The following is a 19271-nucleotide window of genomic DNA, read 5'->3' as shown; positions in this document are numbered from 1 at the left end:
TCCTAGGCCTTCTTCTTGCTGGCGCGGACCGTGGCCACCTGGTACAGCGCGACCGAGGTGGCGATCCCGGCGTTCAGCGATTCGGTCGACGCCGAGATCGGGATCGAGACGATCTGGTCGCAGGTCTCCCGGACCAGGCGAGAGAGACCCTTGCCCTCGGAGCCTGCGACGATGACGACCGGGCGGTCGGCGAGCTGCAGGTCCGGCAGCGAGACGTCGCCGTCGCCGGCCAGCCCGAGGATGAAGACGCCCTGCTTCTTGAACTCCTTGAGCTGCGTCGTGAGATTCGTCGCGAGGGCGACGGGCGTGCGGGCGACCGCTCCGGCGCTGGTCTTCCACACAGCGGAGTTGACGCCGGCCGAGCGACGCTGCGGCAGGATGACGCCGTGCGCTCCGAATGCGGCGGCCGAGCGGATGACGGCCCCGAGGTTGCGCGGATCGGTGATGCCGTCGAGGGCGACGAACAGCGGCACCTGGCCGCGATCGATCGCCTGCTCCAGCAGGTCCTGCGGGTGCGCGTACTCGTACGGCGGCACCTTGATGGCCACGCCCTGATGCACGCCGTCGAACCCGGCCATCCGGTCGAGCTCCTGGCGGGTGACCTCCATGACGGGGATGCCGCGGTTCGTCGCGATCGACAGCATCTCCTTGACGCGGTCGTCCATCTCCACGCGCTGCGCGATGTGGAATGCGGTCGCCGGGATCTTGGCGCGAAGGGCCTCGAGCACCGAGTTGCGACCGGTGACGGTCTCGGCCTCCGAGGTGTTGTCCTTCGCCCGAGCGGAACGGTTCGGGTTTCCACCGGCCGCCTGCCGCTGGTTCGGCTTGCCCTTGCCACCGGATGCCGCGTAGCGCTCGGCCGCGGCCTTGCGCTTGCCGGCGGGGTGCCAGGCGCGGTCCTCCGCCTTCGGGGTCGGTCCGCGACCTTCGAGGGCCTTCCGTCCGAGTCCTCCGGTGCCCTTGGTCGGGCCCTTCTTGTTTCCCTTGCTCGCGCCGGGGCGCTGTGGCTTAACCATCGATACTCCAATGAGTTCCGGCCGGAGTATCCTCCAGCGTGATTCCTGCGGCGGCGATCGCGTCGCGGATGCGATCCGCCGCCGCCCAGTCCTTGTCAGCGCGCGCCTGGGCGCGCTGGGTGATCATCGTCTGCACAAGTGCGTCCAGAGCGGATGCCTCGGCGCCCGCCCCGGTCGAGTTCCACTCGGACGAGCGCGGGTTGAGGCCGAGGACGCGGGTCATCTGCATGACATCCATGACGTCCTGCTTCGCCTCGTCGTGCTTGCCTGCATCGAGCAGGGCGTTGCCCGAGCGGATGCTGTTGTGGATGGCCGCGAGGGCGCGCGGCACGGCGAGGTCGTCGTTCATCGCCTCCACGAACTCGGTCGGCAGGCCCTCTTTGTACTCCGCCCACCCGGGCTTCACGAGTCGCTGGGCACGGTCGAGGAAAGTGCGGATGCGCGCGAGCGCGGCCTCGGCCTCGGCCCACGACGACTCGGTGAGATCCAGGCTCGAGCGGTAGTGGGCCGCGGCGAGTGCGTAGCGGACGACCAGCGGATCACGCTCGGCCAGGACCTCGGCGGCGAGGGTGAAGTTGCCCACGGACTTCGACATCTTCTGGCCGTCGACGGTCACGAGGCCGTTGTGCACCCAGTAGCGGGCGAAGCCGTCGCCCGCCGCTGTCGACTGCGCGAGTTCGTTCTCGTGGTGCGGGAAGCGCAGGTCGAGACCGCCGCCGTGGATGTCGAACTCCGCGCCGAGATAGCGCTTGGACATCGCGGAGCACTCGATGTGCCACCCCGGACGTCCGGCTCCCCAGGGCGATGCCCATTTCGCGTCTTCGGGCTCGTCGGGCTTGCCGCCTTTCCAGAGCGCGAAGTCCTGCGGGTTGCGCTTGCCTCGGGGATCCGCGTCTTCCGCCGCCTCCATCGCATCCACCGACTGGTTGGTGAGCTCACCGTAGGTCGGCCAGGAGCGCACGTCGAAGTAGACGTCGCCCGAGCCGTCCGGCGCCGGGTACGCGTGGCCCCGGTCGATGAGGGTGGCGATGATCTCCTGCATCTGAGGAACGGATGCCGTGGCGCGCGGCTCGTAGGTCGGCGCCAGGATGCCGACCGCGCGGTAGGCCGCGGTGAACTCCTGCTCCATCCGGTAGGCGAGAGCCCACCACGGCTCGGCATCCGTCGCGTTGGCGATGACCTTGTCGTCGATGTCGGTGACGTTGCGCACGAAGGTGACACGGCCGTAGCGATGCGCCAGCCAGCGGCGCAGCAGATCGAAGCTCAGCGCCGCCCGGACGTGTCCGATGTGCGGGCCCGACTGCACCGTGGGTCCGCACACGTACATCGTGATGTTCTCGGAGTCGAGAGGCACGAAGTCGCGCAGCTGCTGTGCGCGGGTGTCATAGAGGCGGACTGTCACCGCTCAAGCCTACTCGGGCGCGGCTGGACGCCCGCCGCCGGACGACGATTCGCGGACGATATGACGATTCACGGACCGATCGGGGGAAAGGCTCCGTGAAACGTCACAGTCTCCGTGATTCGTCGGGCATCACGAGGGCGATCGCCGTGACCGAGATGCCCTCCCCCCGCCCGGAGAATCCGAGCCCGTCCGTCGTCGTCGCCGTCACCGTCACCGGGACTCCGCCGAGCGCACCCGACAGCACGGCCTCGGCCTCGGCGCGACGCGCACTGAACCGCGGCCGATTCCCCTGGAACTGCGCGGAGACGTTGCCGATCGTAAAACCGGCGTCCGTCAGCAGTTCCCGCGTGCGGGCGAGGAAGACGTCGGCATGCGCCCCCGCATATTCCGGATGCGAGGTGCCGAAGTGCTCGCCGATGTCGCCGAGCCCTGCGGCGCCGAGCAGCGCATCGACGATCGCGTGGGCGACCGCGTCGCCGTCCGAGTGCCCCGAGAGCGCGGGCTCCCCCGGCCACTCGAGGCCGGCGAGCCACAGGCTGCCCTCCCCACCGAAGGCGTGCACGTCAGTGCCGAGACCGACCCGCGGCAGCAGCGGAGGCGCAGGGCGCGGGACAGCGGGCATCGAGGGCGCGTCGACGGCCTCCGCGAGCAGATGCCGCGCCCGATCGAGGTCGGCGGGCGTCGTGATCTTGAAGGCACGGGCAGCGCCGTCGATGCGGCGGACCGAATGCCCCGCCGCCGCGAACAGCGCCGCATCGTCGGTGTACTCGACGCCCGATTCGAGTGCCCCCGCATATGCGGCTTCGAGAAGAGCGCGGGGGAATCCCTGCGGCGTCTGCGCGGCGGCGAGTTCGGCGCGATCGACCATCCCGACGACCGCGTCGGCGTCGACCCTCTTCAGGGTGTCGATGACCGGCAGCGCCGGAATGACCCCGGCATCTGCCGTCACCGCCGCGGCCACCGCGTCGATCTGGGTCGCCGGCGTCAGCGCGCGGGCCGCGTCGTGCACGAGAACGGTCGTCACATCACCCCAGAGTGCGGCGAGCCCGGCGGCGACCGACAACTGACGGCTGGCACCGCCGGTGACCACGCGTCCGAGATCCCGTCGTTCCCCGGCTGCGGCCTCGAGCTCCGTCAACGCGTCGCCCTCGTACCCTGCGGGCGCGACCACGACCACCTGTGCGGGCGCTGCGGCGAACACGCCGTCGAGCGCGTGGCGGAGGATCGAATGCGCGTCGATGCCGACCAGCGCCTTCGGCGCCCCGGCATCCAGACGGGTGCCGGAACCTGCGGCGACGACGATGATCGCGGTATCGGGAACGGGAAGAATGCTCACCGCCTCACGCTACCGCGCGACCGGGTACGACGAAGGGGCGGATGCGCGCTGCATCCGCCCCTTCGTGGACGACTCAGGAAGCGAGGACCTCGTCGAGCAGTGCGCCCGCCTTGTCCTCGTCGGTCTTCTCGGCCAGTGCGAGCTCGGAGATGAGGATCTGACGAGCCTTCGCCAGCATCCGCTTCTCGCCCGCGGAGAGACCGCGGTCCTGATCACGACGCCAGAGGTCGCGGACGACCTCGCTGACCTTGATCACATCGCCCGAGGCGAGCTTCTCCAGGTTGGCCTTGTAACGGCGCGACCAGTTCGTGGGCTCCTCGGTGAAGGGCGCACGCAGAACCTCGAACACGTGGTCGAGACCCTCCTTGCCGATGACGTCGCGAACGCCGACCAGGTCGACATTCTCCGCCGGGACCTCGATGATGAGATCACCCTGCGTGACGTTGAGCTTCAGATATTTCTTCGCCTCACCCTTGATGATGCGTTCCTTGACCTCGATGATGGTCGCGGCGCCATGGTGCGGATAGACGACTGTTTCGCCAACCTCAAAAAGCATAAAAACGTGTCCTTTCGGCAACCTCAAGGATACCACAGGGAATATGCGCTAAGGTTCGCGCCTCGGCGTCCCTGAGGCCGCGGCCGCATACCCGTAGAATGGTTGCGGATACCCCGCCGGACCTCAGGAGGACCCGTGAAATCGCGCCTTGTTGCGTCTGCCGCCCTCAGCGCCCTCGTTCTTCTCGGCGCCACGGGCTGCACGTTCATCTCGCCCCAGGCGACGACGATCGAGTACTCCGCCTCGGACGGCGTGAACGTCTCGGACGCCGACGGGCCTCTCGATGTCCGGAACGCCTTCATCGTGGCCACCGAAGACGGATCGGTCGGCAACTTCATCGGGGCCATCGTGAACCCGACCGGCGAGAGCGCCACGATCAGGATCGCCCTCGCGGGCAGCGAGCCGTTCACCATCACCGTCCCGGCCGGCAAGACCGTGAGCCTCGGGGCCGAGGACGGCGAAGACCCGCTGCGGATCGTAGACCTCGACACCATCCCCGGCGCGACCGTCGAGATGCACTTCCAGTCCGGCGACTCCACGGGCGTCAAGACCGACGTGCCCGTGCTCGACGGCTCTCTCCCCTACTACGCGGACCTGGTTCCGGAGATGGTGACGAGCACGCCCACCCCGTCGCCGATGCCCACCGACACCGCAGCCCCTGCTCCGCAGGAGTGATCTGCACCCAGACGTACGCAGGGAGGCCGGTCACCCCTGGGTGACCGGCCTCCCTGTATTTCCGGCGCTCAGCCCTCGAAGCGATATCCGAGGCCGCGGACGGTCACCAGCATGACCGGTTCGCTCGGGTTCTCCTCGATACGGGAGCGGATGCGCTTGATGTGCACGTCGAGCGTCTTGGTGTCGCCGAAGTAGTCGCTGCCCCAGACGCGGTCGATCAGCTGGCCGCGCGTGAGCACCCGGCCGGAGTTGCGCATCAGCACCTCGAGCAGCTCGAATTCCTTGAGCGGCATGTTGATCTGCGCTCCGGCGACCGAGACGGTGTGCCGGTCGATGTCGAGCGTGACGCGACCGCCGTCGAGCACCCGCTCGTCGAGCTCGCTGTCGGCCTGCACGATCCGGCGCAGCACCGCCCGCATCCTCGCCAGCAGCTCCCGCGAGGAATACGGCTTGGTGATGTAGTCGTCGGCGCCGAGCTCCAGCCCCACGACGATGTCGACCTCGGAGTCCTTGGCCGTGAGCATGATGATCGGCACGGCCGACGTCGACCGGATCTGACGACAGACCTCGGTGCCGGGCATCCCCGGGAGCATCAGATCGAGCAGGACGATGTCGGCTCCGCGGTCGCGGAAGGCGGTGAGCGCGCCGGGACCGTCCTCGGCGATCTCGACCTCGTACCCCTCCCGCCGCAGCAGGTAGGCGAGCGGGTCGGCGAGGTCGGGCTCGTCTTCGACGAGAAGGATTCGGGTCATGCGTTCTCTCCGTTTCGGATGCGAGCGGGGGCTGCGGTCTTGGCGGCCTTGCGCGCGCGCTTCTTCTTGCTCTTCTTGCCCTCGTCGGCGTGCGCCGGGGCGTCGATGCGAGGAAGTCTGATGGTGAAGGTGGAACCGCGCCCGGGGCGCGACCAGAGGCGCACCTCGCCGCCGTGCCGCTGGGTGGCGTGCTTGACGATCGACAGCCCCAGGCCGGTGCCTCCGGTGCGCCGCGAGCGCGCCTCGTCGGCGCGGTAGAACCGCTCGAAGATGCGCTCCCGGTCGCCCTCGGCGATGCCGATGCCCTGGTCGGACACGGCGATCTCCACGACCTGGTCGTCGGCCTTCACGCCGACGCCGACGCGCGATCCCCGGGGCGAGTACACGATCGCGTTCGCGATCAGGTTGCCGACGGCCTCGATCAGGATCTGCGCGTCTCCGCGCACCCAGATGCCGCGGTCGCCGCCGCGCGCGAGTTCGACCCCGGCGGAATCGGCCTGTACGACGTGCGCCTCGATGGACGACGCGATGACCTCATCGATCGAGACCGGGCCGACCTCGGTGAGGCCGCCTTCGGCCTGCAGCCGCGACAGGCTCATGATCCGCCCGGTGAGCTGCCCGAGGCGACCGGCCTCCGCAGAGATCCGGGCGGCGAAGATGCGCACCTGCGCCGGGTCCTCGGCGGCGGACTCGATCGCCTCTGCGAGGAGGCTCACGGCACCGACCGGGGTCTTGAGCTCGTGACTGGTGTTGGCGACGAAGTCACGGCGCATCTGATCGAGGCGCTCCTGCTCGGTGACGTCGCGGATGATCAACAGGACCAGCCGCGCCGCGATGATGCTTGCCCGTGCCGAGACGAGTCGCGGATCGAGGCTCAGCCCCCCGCGGGTCATCCGGAACGATTCGGTGTGCGAACCGCCTGCGACCTTGACGCCGCGCACCAGCTGCCGGAGCTCCGGATTGTCGAGCGTCGAACCGACTTCGATGCCGAATCGGGTCGCGGCGTGCGAGACGGCGAGGACCATGCCGGAGGAGTCCACGACGCAGGCCGCGTCATCCATGCTGCCCAGGACGTCGGTGATGCCGGGAGGAAGAGCGAGCGAGGTCTCCTCCTCCGCCCGGGCCCGTGCCCGATACGCCCACGCCACCAGAAGGGAGACGCCGACGCCGATCACCAGCCCGATGGCGAGCGAAGACAGCGCGAGCTGCGGCAGGGTCATGTCACCAGCGTAGAGTGCGTTCACCGTCCATCCGGCGGGTTTCTGCGCGCTGGCGGCGACCGGCGAACTACTATTCACATGCTGGGCACCGTTCGTTAACCTTCGGGGCAGACAATCTCCTCGGGCCTGCGCGTGCGAGCAGACCTGCTCTCGTGCGGACGAACCGTCTCGCGCCGTGCTCACAGCCGAGATCCGAATGAAAGGGTGCGCCCCACCATGCGCGAAGTCTTCCACCAGTCCCTCGAGGACTTGCAGAACCGCCTCGTCGAGATCGCGGACCTCGTCACCATCGCGATCGACAAGGCGACCCGTTCGTTCGCGACCAGTGATGTGGCCCTGGCCGAAGAGGTCATCGCCGATGACGCCAAGATCGACGCGCTGGCCGTGCAGCTCGACGAGCAGGCCATCGAGATCCTGGCCCGCCAGCAGCCGGTCGCCCGCGACCTGCGCATCGTCGTCACCGCGCTGCGCGTCAGCGCCTCGATCGAGCGCATGGGCGACATGGCCGAGCACATCGCCCAGCTCGCGCGTCTGCGCTTCCCGGAGCGCGCCATCCCGAAGGGCCTCAAGGGCACCTTCGTGAAGATGGGCGAGCTGGACGTCGAGATCTCCCGCACGCTCTCCGAACTGCTGCGCACCGGCGACCTGCGCCTCGCCGACCAGATCCGCAACGCGGACGACGATGTCGATGAGCTGCACGCGAACGTCTTCGAGAAGGTGCTCAGCGACAACTGGAAGGGTGAGACCACCGCCACGGTCGACGCCACGCTCGCGAGCCGCTACCACGAGCGTTTCGCCGACCACGCGGTCGCCATCGCGAAGAAGATGGTCTACCTCGCCACCGGCGACTGGCACGTGTCCGAGGCGGAGATCGCCCTGGCCGTCGAGCAGCAGCAGGAGCTCGGGCACGCCTGAGACCTGCAGATACCCTGCGACCTGCGGGCGCGAAGAGGGGCGGATGCTGTCACAGCATCCGCCCCTCTCGTGTGCGTGGTTACTTCTTGCCCTGCGCGGCGACGGCGGCGGCGCCCGCGGCGGCGGCCTCCGGGTCGAGGTAGCGGCCGGGGCCGGTGGGGACGTTGTTCTCGTCGAGCTCGTAGACCAGCGGGATGCCGGTGGGGATGTTGAGTTCGGCGATGTCGTCGTCGCTGATGCCCTCGAGGTGCTTCACCAGTCCGCGGAGCGAGTTGCCGTGCGCCGTGACGAGCACGGTCTTGCCGGCCTCGAGGTCGGGCACGATCGCGTCCTCCCAGTACGGGAGCAGGCGGTCGATGACCAGCTTGAGCGACTCGGTGCGGGGCACCTCTCCGTCGATGCCGGCGTAGCGGGGGTCACCTACCTGGCTGAACTCGCTGTGGTCGTCGAGCACGGGCGGCGGCACGTCGAACGAGCGGCGCCACAGCTGGAACTGCTCCGGCCCGAACTCCTCGAGGGTCTGCGCCTTGTCCTTGCCTTGCAGCGCGCCGTAGTGGCGCTCGTTCAGACGCCACGAGCGCGTGACGGGGATCCACAGGCGGTCGGCGGCATCCAGAGCGATGTTCGCGGTCTGGATCGCGCGGCTCAGCAGCGAGGTGTGCAGCACGTCGGGGAGGATGCCGGCCTCGGCCAGCAGCTCGCCGCCGCGGCGAGCCTCGGTGATGCCCTGCTCGTTCAGGCGGACATCCACCCATCCGGTGAACAGGTTCAGTTCGTTCCACTCGCTCCGGCCGTGGCGGAGCAGGATCAGGGTGCGGGTCGCAGTCATGCCGTCAGTTTATCCGCGACGGCCGCTGCGGATTCGTTCGAGGCGCATCCAGGGAGGAGGATTGACGCATGGCGTCATCTCCCCTCGGCCGGCCGACGCGCGGGACGACCGGGACCAACCGTCTGCGCCGCAACGATCGCTGGATCGCCGCGAGTCCCTCTTTCCGCCGCGCTGCCGATCCGCTGGTCGTCGACCTCGGGTACGGCGCGAGTGGCGTGACCGCCCTCGAGCTGGCGGCGCGGTTGCGCGACGCACGACCGGATGCCGAGGTGCGCGGCCTGGAGATCGACCCGGTCCGCGTGGCGACCGCCGACCGCCAGCTCGCGGAGGTGCGCGCGGGCCGCACCGCTTTCCCGAGCGACCTCCGCGTCTCGTTCGGCCGCGGGGGCTTCGAGGTGCCGCTGCCGGACAGTCGACGGCCGGCGATCATCCGGGCGATGAATGTGCTGCGGCAGTACGAGGAGGGCGATGTGCCGGCGGCCTGGCGCACGATGGCGGCACGCCTGGCACCGGGCGGTCTACTCGTCGAGGGCACCTGCGACGAGATCGGTCGCGTGTCGAGCTGGATCGATGTGGAGCCGGATGCTGCGCCCGTCCGCTTCACGATCTCGTTGCGGTTGTCCGGGCTCGAGCACCCGAGCATCGTGGCCGAGCGGCTGCCGAAGGCGCTGATCCACCGGAACGTCCCCGGCGAGCGCATCCACGCTCTGTTGGTCGACCTCGACCGGGAATGGGATCGCGCAGCCGCGCTGGCGACATTCGGCGCGACGCAGCGGTTCCTGGCCGCGGTCAGCGCACTCCGCGCTCAAGGCTGGCCGGTGCTGGGCGGCCGAAGCCGTTGGCGTCTCGGCGAGCTCACGCTGCCGTGGGGCGCCGTCGCGCCGGTCGAGTGATGACCGAACGCGGGACTCGGAGAATCCGCTAGCGGGCGTCCCGGGGATCGGGAGCGGACGGGCGACGCGAGAGCCGCGTGAGACGGGGGATGTCGGCGACTGCACCGGCATCCGCCGGCACGATGACCTGCTGCGAGGCCGCGATCTCGATGCCGTCGGCCCGCACGACGAGGTCGCCGATCGGGGCGCGCCGGGACAGGATGGCGAGCGCGATGGGGCCGTCTTCGTGGTGACGGGCGACCGAGGTCACGCGACCGATCTCGTCGTCGCCGGCGAACACGGGCGAGCCGGGTTCCGGCAGCACCGCCCTCACTGCCGTCGAGCTGGAGCGCGGCGAGCCGGCGCGGCGGGTGCCCGAGATTGTGCACCTTGGCGACCGTCTCCTGACCCCGGTAGCAGCCCTTGCTCAGGTGCACCGCGGTGCGGAGCCAGTCGGACTCGTGCGGCAGCGATCGGTCGTCGACCTCGGCAGCCCAGCGCGGCCGCCACGCGGCGATGCGCAGGGCTTCGGCCGCGAGAAGACCGGCCACGGAATTCTGGTCGACGGCGGCCGACAGCGCCTCCGCCTCCGCGGCGGAGAGGATGCCGATGCGCCAGGCGAGCGCGGCACCGGGGTGGTCGACGATCTCGGAGTACTGGTGTCCGCCGACCGCCACGTGCTGCCAGGGGTCTTCCCAGACGAGCGGAGGGCGGCCGTCGGACGATGCCGCCGCGTGCACCGCGCGGGCAGCGGAGCCGCCGTCGACGTAGCCGAACAGGACGAGGTCGGGTCGGAGCTCGACGGTCGCCTGCGTGCGGAACTTCATGCGCGTCAGCCAGGTCGCGAGGCCCTCGGCGTCGGCGGCATCCGCGATCAGCCAGGTCGTGGACCCGTCGTCGACGACTCCGGCCGCGTGCTCGACCCGACCCTGGGGGTCGAGGACCAGCAGCTCGGTGCTGTCGCCGGCGGCCAGCCGTCCGACGGACTGAGAGGTGATCGAATCGAGCCAGGCGAGGCGTTCGGGGCCCGAGACCTCGATCACCGTGCGGTCTTCGAGCGGGGCGATCGCGTCCCCGGCGGCGAGCCGCCGCTGCTCGCGGAAAGGATCGCCGAAGTGCGCGGTGCCGAGCTCTCCCGCGACGGCACCCTCGATGCTCTCGAAGACGGCCATGTCAGACCCGCGCCAGTCGCGCGGAGGCGTGGGCGCGCAACGGTGTGCCGAGCGCCGCGATGTCCCAGGCCCAGAGCAGGTGGTTGTCGACCAGACCGTACATGCGCGACGCAGCGCCGTAGTCCTTCGTGCCCGCTCCGCGGACGATCGCGTCCGAGGCGATGTCGACTCGCGGACCGGCGATCTCGCCGAGGTAGAACTCGAGGATCCCGTCCGAGTGCGCGATCGACACCTCGATCGGGAAGGAGCCGTTCTCGCTGCGCAGGCTCTCGACGTCATCGACGGTGCGCGGGGCGGAGGGAGCCTGGGGCGGCAGCAGGGCCGGACCGGCATCCGTCGCCTCGGCGGGTCGCGAGAGGCGCCAGAAGCCCGACTCCGCGATCAACGGGATCGAGACGGCCTGATCTTCACCGGTGAAGGTCGCCGTGGCCGAGTAGTTGAGGAACGGGCCGCCGTCGTGGCTGAAGCTGACCCGGTGCACGAACTCGCCCTGCAGGCGCTCGTCCCCCACGGGATAGTCGATGACGCCGGTCCCCTCCCAGACGCCGATCAGCCACGCGAGCGGGGCGAGGTCGGCGGGAAGGTCGGTGGGAAGGTCGATCACGAGCGTCAGCGCTGGCCGCGGAAGAGGTTGACCAGCACCACGGCGGAGACGAAGACGATAGCGAGGCTCGCGAGGCCCAGAAGGCCGATGTAGAAGAGTTCGAGCGCCATGAGATCCATGCCCTCCACCTTACCGCGCCCGACAGGCGCCGGGCAGAACTCAGGTCGGGATCAGCGCGGCCAGGCCGAAGCCCACGGAGATGATCCCCATCAGCAGGAGTGCGCCGGTGACGCTCCCCGCCACGCGGAAGATGAATCCCTGGGTGCGTCCGTACCAGAGCTGCACCGCGAAGGAGAGCAGCACGACACCGCCGAAAGCGACGAGCAGCCACGGGATGCGCCACTCCTCCGGCACGAGGATTCCGACGGCGACGGTCGCGACGAAGGCCGTCGCCCAGACGGCGACCACGCCGCCGACGGCGTTACGCGGTGCGAGAGCTGGATCCGACATGACTCCATTGTTGCGCATCGGCTGCCGGTATCATGGCGGCACGGCGTCGACCCCCGCGCCGGTGAGGAGTGCGCGTGGCTGTGGTGCTGGTTCTGACCAACGCTCCCCTCACGGAGCAGGTGCTGCCCGCCCTCGAGCTGCTCAGCCACCGAGTGCGACAGATCCCCGCAGAGCCCGCGCAGCTGGTCAGCGCGCCGGACTACGACGTCGTGATCGTGGACGGTCGCCACGACCTGGTCGGCGCGAAGTCGCTGTGCCGTCTGCTGCGCGCCACGGGGCAGGACGCACCGCTGCTGCTCGTCGTCACCGAGGGCGGCATGAGCGCGCTGTCCGGGGACTGGGGCATCGACGACGTGCTCCTCGCGAACGCCGGACCCGCCGAGATCGACGCCCGTGTGCGCCTCGGTCTCGCGCGCCGCGACGAGGTCGCCGAGCCGTCGCGCGTACAGGCCTCCGGCGTCTCGATCGACGAGCAGTCCTACTCGGCGAAGCTGCACGGCAAGCCGCTCGATCTCACCTACAAGGAGTTCCAGCTCCTGCACTTCCTGGCCACGCACCCCTCGAGGGTGTTCACCCGCGAGCAGCTGCTCAGCGAGGTGTGGGGCTACGACTACTTCGGCGGCACCCGCACGGTCGACGTGCACGTGCGACGACTGCGGGCCAAGCTCGGCGATCAGGAGCAGATCATCGGCACGGTGCGCAACGTCGGCTATCGGTTCAACGTGTACGAGGACGAGACCCTGGCCGGTGCGAGGTGACGGAAGCGCCCCGTTCACGCGTGCGTCACCTGCCGGTGCTTAGATGTACCCCATGATCGATCCCGCACTCGCCGACGCAGGCCTCGGTGACGCCGAAGACGACGACTTCGACGCCGTCGAGGCGCCGGACGCCCACCTTCCCGACCACCGCTACCTCGACAGGGAGCTGAGCTGGCTCGCGTTCAACCAGCGGGTGCTGGAGCTCGCGGAGGATCCGTCGCTGCCCGAGCTCGAGCGGGCGAACTTCCTCGCGATCTTCGCCAGCAACCTCGACGAGTTCTTCATGGTCCGCGTCGCCGGCCTGAAGCGCCGCATCCTCACCGGTCTCGCGGTACCCACCAACATCGGCCGTTCCCCCGCCGACGCCCTCGCCGACATCGCCCGCGAGGCGCACGCCCTGCAGGTGCGGCACGCCGAGGCGTGGACGTCGCTCGTGCGTCCGGCGCTCGCGGAGTCGGGCATCGAGATCACGGTGTGGTCCGAGCTCACCGACGAGGAACGCGCCAAGCTCTCCGAGTACTTCGGCGCACAGGTGTTCCCGGTGCTCATGCCGCTCGCGGTCGACCCGGCGCACCCGTTCCCGTACATCTCGGGCCTCTCGCTGAACCTCGCGATCCGCATCCGCAACGCCCGCACCGGCCGCCAGGAGTTCGCGCGTCTCAAGGTGCCGCCGATGCTGCCCCGTTTCGTCGAGGTGCCGGGCTCCTCGGAGATCAAGCGCTTCCTGACCCTCGAAGAACTCATCGCGAACCACCTCGGAGACCTGTTCCCCGGGATGGAGGTGCTCGATCACCACGCGTTCCGCCTCACCCGCAACGAAGACGTGGAGATCGAGGAGGACGAGAGCGAGAACCTGATCCAGGCGCTCGAGGCCGAGCTGCTGCGCCGCCGCTTCGGTCCGCCCATCCGTCTCGAGATCACCGACGACATGGACGAGGTCACGATGGACCTCCTGGTGCGCGAGCTCGACATCACCGACCAGGAGATCTACCGCCTCCCCGGCCCGCTCGACCTGCGAGGACTCTTCGACCTGTCGCGCATCGACCGCCCCGACCTGCGGTATCCGCCGCATCTCCCGACCACGGCTGTGCCCTTCCAGCCCACCGGCAGCAACACGCGCGCCGACATCTTCAAGGCGATCCGCAAGGCGGACGTGCTCGTGCACCACCCCTACGAGTCGTTCACCACCAGCGTCGTCTCCTTCCTCGAGCAGGCCGCGCGCGACCCGCACGTGCTCGCCATCAAGCAGACGCTCTACCGCACCTCCGGCGACAGCCCGATCGTCGAGGCGCTGATCGACGCCGCCGAGGCCGGCAAGCAGGTGCTGGCGCTGGTCGAGGTCAAGGCACGCTTCGACGAGGCGAACAACATCGTCTGGGCGCGCAAGCTCGAGAAGGCCGGTGTGCACGTCGTCTACGGTCTGGTGGGGCTCAAGACCCACTGCAAGCTCGCCCTCGTGATCCGCGAGGAAGAGGGCAAGCTCCAGCACTACTCGCACGTCGGGACCGGCAACTACAACCCGAAGACCAGCCGCATCTACGAGGACTTCGGACTGTTCACAGCCGACGCGCAGGTGGGCAAGGACCTCACCCGCCTCTTCAACGAGCTCAGCGGCTACGCCATCGAGAAGAAGTTCAAGCGCCTTCTCGTCGCCCCGTTGCATCTGCGCAAGGGCCTGGTCCGGCAGATCGACGCCGAGCGCAAGAACGCCGAGGCCGGCAAGCCCGCCCACATCCGCATCAAGGTCAACTCGATGGTCGACGAGGAGATCATCGACGCGCTGTACCGCGCGAGTGCCGCGGGCGTGAAGGTCGACGTCTGGGTGCGCGGGATCTGCAGTCTGCGCACCGACCTCGACGGCATCAGCGGCAACATCACGGTGCGCAGCATCCTGGGCAGATACCTCGAGCACTCGCGCATCTTCACGTTCGAGAACGGCGGAGACCCCCAGGTCTACATCGGCAGTGCCGACATGATGCATCGCAACCTCGACCGTCGCGTCGAGGCGCTGGTGCGGGTCACCGACCCGGACCACCTCAAGGAGCTGCAGTCGTTCTTCGACCTGGCGATGGACCCCGGAACCACGTCGTGGCACCTCGGTGCCGGCGGAGTCTGGGAGCGGCACGCCGAGGATGCCGACGGCAACCCGCTCGTCGACCTGCAGGACAAGACGATGGGACTGATCCAGCGACGACGGCGAGCGCGGGCGGCTCGATGAGCGTCCGGCAGACGCAGAGCGCCCACGGCAAGACGCAGTCGCCGTCCTCGAAGTGGACCGACAAGGCGGTGTACGCCGCCGGGGCGGTGGTCTGGCGCATCGTGGACGGGAAGCTCCGCATCCTGCTGATCCACCGCACGAAGTATCGCGACGTCACCCTGCCCAAAGGCAAGGTGGATCCAGGCGAGATGCTCGCCGAGACCGCGGTGCGCGAGGTGCATGAGGAGACCGGCATCCGCGTCTCGCTGGGCGTGCCGGTCGGGGTGAGCCGCTATCACCTCGCCTCGCAGAAGCAGAAGGTCGTGCACTACTGGGCCGCCGAGGCCACCGACCGGGCGATCCGGGAGTCGACCTTCGTGCCCAACCGCGAGATCGCGGCGGTCGAATGGGTGAGCGTGAAGAAGGCCCGGGCGAAGCTCAGCTACCCGGTCGATCTCGAGATCCTCGACTTCTTCGCGCACCTCGTCGACGACGGGGCGCTGCGCACCTTCCCGGTGATCGTGCTGCGGCACGCGAAGGCCATGCCCCGCTCGGAATGGGACGGAGCGGATGCCGCCCGGCCGCTGACCGAGCGCGGGCGCCGACAGGCAACGTCGATCGTGGGGCCGCTGCGTGCCTTCGGCGTGCGCAAGATCGTGACCAGCGACGCGGTGCGTTGCGTCGAGACGGTGACTCCCCTCGCGCAGGAGCTCGAGCGGAAGTTCGTCACGACGGAGAAGATCAGTCAGGACGCCTGGGAGGACGGCACGGACGACCTCCGTCATGTGGTCGGACGACGCGTGCGCTCCGGCAAGGCGGCCATCCTCTGCAGCCACGGCCCCGTCCTTCCCGGGCTGCTGTCCGAGATCGCTCTCGCCACCGGCACGATCCAGGGCTCCTACCTCAGCAGCGCTGCGGACCTCGAGCCCGGCGCGTTCTCGGTGGTGCACCTCTCGGCCACGAACCCGGGCTCCGGCATCATCGCGATCGAGACGCACATCCCCAAGGTCTGAGTTCTCGCCGCCGAGCGTCACGTCGTCGCATCGCGTCGGCGGGCCCCGCCGCGCGCCCGCACGGACGCTGGGATCGGCCCCAGAGAGTCGTCCGTCGTTCACCTGCCGTTCACCTGTGCGGGAGAGTCTCGTTAACCGCCGCACATAGCGTCACTGTGTGCCCTGCACCGGGCCCCACCCATCCAAGATCGAAGGATCCACAGTGAAGATCTCCCGAATCGCACGAATCGGCGCCATCGGCGCCGTCGCCGCTCTCGCACTCGCCGGCTGTGCCGCGAACGAAGGCGGAACGGGCGGAAGCTCCGACGCCCCCTCCGAGTCCACCCTCTCCGGCACGATCGAGGCCACCGGCGCCTCCTCGCAGGAAGCCGCCCAGCAGGCCTGGGTCGCCGCGTTCCAGACCGCGAACCCCGACACGACGGTCAACTACACGGCGACGGGCTCCGGCACCGGCCGCGAGAACTTCATCGCCGGCTCCTCCAACTTCATCGGCTCGGACCGCGCGTTCAACGCCGACGAGCTCGCCGCCGGCGGCTTCGGCTCGTGCGCGTCGGACGAGATCGTCGAGATCCCGGTCTACATCTCCCCGGTCGCCGTCGCCTTCAACCTCGAGGGCATCGACGAGCTGAACCTCGACGGCAAGACCATCGCGGGCATCTTCGCCGGCACGATCACCAACTGGAACGACGAGGCCATCGCCTCGCAGAACGAGGGCGTCGAGCTCCCCGACCAGGCCATCGTCCCCGTGCACCGCGCAGACCCGTCGGGCACGCAGGAGACCTTCACCAAGTACCTCAGCGCCGTCGCTCCCGACGTCTGGACCTACGAAGCCGCCGACGAGTGGCCGCTGCAGACCGGTGAGGCCGGCGACGGCACCTCCGGCGTCGTGAACGCCATCACCAACGGCGTCGGCTACATCGGCTTCGCCGACGCCTCGCAGGCGAAGGACCTCGGCCAGGTCGCCGTCGAGGTCGAGGGCGAGTACGTGCCCTACTCGGCCGATGCCGCCGCCGCGCTCGTCGCCGCGTCGCCGCTCGAAGAGGGCCGCTCGGACCACGACCTCGCCTACGACGTCGACCCGGCCGCCGCCCCCGCCGGCTCCTACCCGATCGCACTGGTCTCGTACCTGATCGGCTGCGTCGAGTACGACGACGCCGAGGCCGCCGCCGTGGTGAAGGCCTACTTCGAGTACGTCGCATCGGAGGACGGCCAGAAGGTCGCTTCCGAGGCCGCCGGCAGCGCGCCCATCTCGGGCGAGCTGCGCGACCAGGTCAGCGCCGCGATCGACGCGATCGTCACCGAGTGATCCGGTCCTCGGCCCCGCGCTGAGGACCCCGTCGCCCCCGCGTGTGCTGCGCGACAGCAGCTCAGCACACGCGGGGGCACCCCCATGAAAAGCCCGAACGTCCCGCCGAACCAGTGGAGCCGCTCCGATGACAACCACCACGACGGATCCCGAAAGCGACGTCCGTCCGTCCGAAGCGCGCCCCACCCTGCGCCGGCGCGGCGATCGCATCTTCTCCGGAACCGCTCTCGGCGCCGGAATCATCATCCTCGTCACCCTCGCGGCCGTCGCGATCTTCCTGATCATCCAGGCCCTGCCCGCGCTCGCCCCCGACACCTCGGGCAACCACATCCTCGAGGGCGAGGCCTTCGCCTCCTGGGTCTGGCCCTTCGTCTTCGGAACTCTCTGGTCGAGCGCCATCGCCCTCGTCATCGCGGCGCCGATCGCGATCGGCATCGCACTGTTCATCTCGCACTACGCCCCGCGCCGCCTCGCCGGGGTGCTCGGCTACGTCATCGACCTCCTGGCCGCCGTGCCCTCGGTCGTCTTCGGTCTCTGGGGCGCGCTCACCTTCGCCCCGATGCTGGTGCCCTTCTACAAGTGGCTGAACGAGAACCTCGGCTTCATCCCGCTCTTCTCCGGCACGCCCTCTGGTACCGGCAAGACGATCCTCACCGCCTCCCTGGTGCTCGCGGTAATGATCCTGCCGATCATGACCGCGATCTGCCGCGAGGTCTTCCTGCAGACGCCGCGGCTGCACGAGGAAGCAGCTCTGGCCCTCGGGGCGACGCGCTGGGAGATGGTCCGCATGGCGGTGCTGCCCTTCGCCCGCAGTGGCATGGTGTCGGGCGCGATGCTCGGCCTCGGCCGCGCTCTCGGCGAGACCATGGCGGTGACGCTCGTGCTGTCGCCGCTCGGCATCGTCACCTTCAACCTCATCAATCCGGAGAACCCGACGACGATCCCCGCGATCATCGCCCTGCGGTTCCCGGAGGCGCACGATGAGGGCGTCAACACGCTCATCGCCGCCGGTCTGATCCTGTTCATCGTGACCTTCGCGGTCAACTTCCTCGCTCGCTGGATCGTCTCGCGTCGCGCCGAGTTCTCGGGAGCCAACTGACATGACCGCCACTGCCACCCCCATCGCCCCGGCGTCGACGACCATGTCGACCACCGCCGGCCACCTGCCGAAGTGGGCGCCCTGGGCGCTGCTCCTCGGATGCTTCGCGGTCTCGGCCGTGATCTTCGCTCTCGCGAACAGCGGTGGCGACCCGGCCGACTTCAACATCGCACTCACCCTGGTGGTGGGCCTGCTCATCTACATGGTCGCCATCTTCGCGCTGTCGACGGTCGTCGAGAGCCGCCGCCACGCGACTGACCGGCTGATGACGGCCCTGGTCTCCTCCGCGTTCGTGGTCGCTCTGCTCCCCCTGATCTCGCTCCTCTACACGGTGGTCGTCAACGGACTCACCCGCTTCGACGGAGAGTTCTTCAGCTTCTCGATGCGCAACGTCGTCGGCGAGGGCGGTGGCGCGATCCACGCCATCTGGGGCACCGTGCTCATCACCCTCGGCGCGACCATCATCTCCGTGCCGATCGGCCTGATGACCTCGATCTACCTCGTCGAATACGGTGAGGGTCGCCGGCTCGCCCGCGGCATCACCTTCCTCGTCGACGTCATGACGGGCATCCCGTCCATCGTCGCCGGTCTGTTCATCTACTCGGTGTTCGCCCTGATCATGGGGCCCGGAACACGAATGGGCATCATGGGCTCGCTTGCCCTGTCGGTGCTGATGATCCCGGTCGTCGTCCGCGGCTCGGAGGAGCTGCTGCGCATCGTGCCGAACGAGCTGCGCGAGGCCGCTTATGCCCTCGGTGTGCCGAAGTGGCTCACGATCCTCAAGGTCGTGATCCCCACCGCGATCGCCGGCATCACGACGAGCATCATGCTCGCCATCTCCCGCGTCATCGGCGAGACGGCTCCGCTGCTCCTCACCGTCGGCATCGTGCCGAGCCTGAACCTCAACATGTTCAGCGGACAGATGGCGACCCTGCCGGTGTTCTCGTACATGCAGGCCAAGTACCCCGGCATCCCGTCCGACGCGTTCATCGAGCGCGCCTGGGCATCGGCGCTCACGCTGATCGTCATCGTGATGCTCCTGAACCTCCTGGCGCGCGTCATCGCCAAGGTGTTCGCCCCCAAGACCAACGGCCGTTGA

Annotated in this window: 18 protein-coding genes and 1 pseudogene; 9 read left to right on the top strand and 10 right to left on the bottom strand. The window is 69.1% G+C overall.

The annotated features are described in order from the left end of the window. Positions 1-2 precede the first annotated feature (2 nt). The 4 genes from rlmB to QFZ21_RS18280 all read right to left on the bottom strand — a co-directional run bounded on the left by rlmB (position 3) and on the right by QFZ21_RS18280 (position 4310). Complete coding sequence (rlmB, locus tag QFZ21_RS18295; protein ID WP_307380411.1) at positions 3-1016, bottom strand: 23S rRNA (guanosine(2251)-2'-O)-methyltransferase RlmB; 1014 nt, start codon at positions 1014-1016, stop codon at positions 3-5. Continuing rightward, the gene (gene cysS / locus QFZ21_RS18290) at positions 1009-2418 is read right to left on the bottom strand and encodes a cysteine--tRNA ligase (protein WP_307380408.1); all 1410 of its coding nucleotides are present in this window, start codon (positions 2416-2418) and stop codon (positions 1009-1011) included. The genes rlmB and cysS overlap by 8 nt, the downstream gene beginning before the upstream one ends. 103 nt (positions 2419-2521) lie before the next feature. Continuing rightward, the gene (ispD, locus tag QFZ21_RS18285; protein WP_307380406.1) at positions 2522-3754 is read right to left on the bottom strand and encodes a 2-C-methyl-D-erythritol 4-phosphate cytidylyltransferase; all 1233 of its coding nucleotides are present in this window, start codon (positions 3752-3754) and stop codon (positions 2522-2524) included. Positions 3755-3827: 73 nt separating this feature from the next. Beyond that, positions 3828-4310 (bottom strand): CarD family transcriptional regulator, encoded by a 483-nt coding sequence (locus tag QFZ21_RS18280; protein WP_017201416.1) that lies wholly within the window; start codon positions 4308-4310, stop codon positions 3828-3830. A gap of 135 nt (positions 4311-4445) precedes the next feature. On the opposite strand from QFZ21_RS18280, the gene QFZ21_RS18275 reads away from it, so the two are divergent. Next, positions 4446-4985 (top strand): DNA modification methylase, encoded by a 540-nt coding sequence (locus QFZ21_RS18275; RefSeq protein WP_307380390.1) that lies wholly within the window; start codon positions 4446-4448, stop codon positions 4983-4985. A gap of 68 nt (positions 4986-5053) precedes the next feature. Here QFZ21_RS18275 and QFZ21_RS18270 read toward each other — a convergent pair whose 3' ends face one another. Together QFZ21_RS18270 and QFZ21_RS18265 are read right to left on the bottom strand one after the other, a co-directional pair. Then, positions 5054-5737 (bottom strand): response regulator transcription factor, encoded by a 684-nt coding sequence (locus tag QFZ21_RS18270; protein WP_307380389.1) that lies wholly within the window; start codon positions 5735-5737, stop codon positions 5054-5056. Next, the gene (locus tag QFZ21_RS18265) at positions 5734-6957 is read right to left on the bottom strand and encodes a cell wall metabolism sensor histidine kinase WalK (protein WP_307380387.1); all 1224 of its coding nucleotides are present in this window, start codon (positions 6955-6957) and stop codon (positions 5734-5736) included. Before QFZ21_RS18265 ends, QFZ21_RS18270 begins: the two co-directional genes overlap by 4 nt. A gap of 216 nt (positions 6958-7173) precedes the next feature. On the opposite strand from QFZ21_RS18265, the gene phoU reads away from it, so the two are divergent. After that, the gene (phoU, locus tag QFZ21_RS18260) at positions 7174-7872 is read left to right on the top strand and encodes a phosphate signaling complex protein PhoU (protein ID WP_307380384.1); all 699 of its coding nucleotides are present in this window, start codon (positions 7174-7176) and stop codon (positions 7870-7872) included. A gap of 79 nt (positions 7873-7951) precedes the next feature. On the opposite strand, the gene QFZ21_RS18255 is transcribed toward phoU, so the two are convergent. Continuing rightward, positions 7952-8701, bottom strand: a complete 750-nt coding sequence (locus QFZ21_RS18255) for a phosphoglyceromutase (RefSeq protein ID WP_307380381.1) — start codon at positions 8699-8701, stop codon at positions 7952-7954. A gap of 68 nt (positions 8702-8769) precedes the next feature. On the opposite strand from QFZ21_RS18255, the gene QFZ21_RS18250 reads away from it, so the two are divergent. Next, positions 8770-9594, top strand: a complete 825-nt coding sequence (locus QFZ21_RS18250) for a class I SAM-dependent methyltransferase (protein WP_307380378.1) — start codon at positions 8770-8772, stop codon at positions 9592-9594. 28 nt (positions 9595-9622) lie between these two features. On the opposite strand, the pseudogene QFZ21_RS18245 reads toward QFZ21_RS18250, so the two are convergent. The 3 genes and pseudogenes from QFZ21_RS18245 to QFZ21_RS18235 form a co-directional block, all read right to left on the bottom strand. After that, a pseudogene (locus QFZ21_RS18245) lies at positions 9623-10745 on the bottom strand (folate-binding protein YgfZ). A 1-nt stretch (position 10746) separates the two neighbouring features. After that, positions 10747-11349 (bottom strand): FABP family protein, encoded by a 603-nt coding sequence (locus QFZ21_RS18240; RefSeq protein WP_307380372.1) that lies wholly within the window; start codon positions 11347-11349, stop codon positions 10747-10749. A gap of 159 nt (positions 11350-11508) precedes the next feature. Further along, positions 11509-11799 (bottom strand): hypothetical protein, encoded by a 291-nt coding sequence (locus QFZ21_RS18235; protein ID WP_307380369.1) that lies wholly within the window; start codon positions 11797-11799, stop codon positions 11509-11511. Between the two features lie 74 nt (positions 11800-11873). On the opposite strand from QFZ21_RS18235, the gene QFZ21_RS18230 reads away from it, so the two are divergent. The 6 genes from QFZ21_RS18230 to pstA all read left to right on the top strand — a co-directional run bounded on the left by QFZ21_RS18230 (position 11874) and on the right by pstA (position 19271). After that, positions 11874-12557: a response regulator transcription factor gene (locus QFZ21_RS18230; protein ID WP_307380367.1), complete on the top strand. Its 684-nt coding sequence runs from the start codon at positions 11874-11876 to the stop codon at positions 12555-12557. Between the two features lie 52 nt (positions 12558-12609). Further along, positions 12610-14775, top strand: a complete 2166-nt coding sequence (locus QFZ21_RS18225) for an RNA degradosome polyphosphate kinase (RefSeq protein WP_307380364.1) — start codon at positions 12610-12612, stop codon at positions 14773-14775. Then, positions 14772-15767 carry an NUDIX domain-containing protein gene (locus QFZ21_RS18220; RefSeq protein ID WP_307380361.1) on the top strand — a complete coding sequence of 332 codons (996 nt, stop codon included), beginning with the start codon at positions 14772-14774 and terminating at the stop codon, positions 15765-15767. Before QFZ21_RS18225 ends, QFZ21_RS18220 begins: the two co-directional genes overlap by 4 nt. 202 nt (positions 15768-15969) lie before the next feature. After that, on the top strand, positions 15970-17073 hold the full coding sequence (gene pstS / locus QFZ21_RS18215) for a phosphate ABC transporter substrate-binding protein PstS (RefSeq protein WP_307380359.1): 1104 nt from the start codon (positions 15970-15972) through the stop codon (positions 17071-17073). A 127-nt stretch (positions 17074-17200) separates the two neighbouring features. Then, on the top strand, positions 17201-18172 hold the full coding sequence (pstC, locus tag QFZ21_RS18210) for a phosphate ABC transporter permease subunit PstC (protein ID WP_307380356.1): 972 nt from the start codon (positions 17201-17203) through the stop codon (positions 18170-18172). A 1-nt stretch (position 18173) separates the two neighbouring features. Continuing rightward, positions 18174-19271 carry a phosphate ABC transporter permease PstA gene (gene pstA / locus QFZ21_RS18205; RefSeq protein ID WP_307380354.1) on the top strand — a complete coding sequence of 366 codons (1098 nt, stop codon included), beginning with the start codon at positions 18174-18176 and terminating at the stop codon, positions 19269-19271.

It is taken from the genome of Microbacterium sp. W4I20 (assembly GCF_030816505.1).
Taxonomy (GTDB): Bacteria; Actinomycetota; Actinomycetes; order Actinomycetales; family Microbacteriaceae; genus Microbacterium.
Note: the sequence above shows the minus strand (reverse complement) of the source record. Positions and strands in the feature narration are given on the sequence as shown.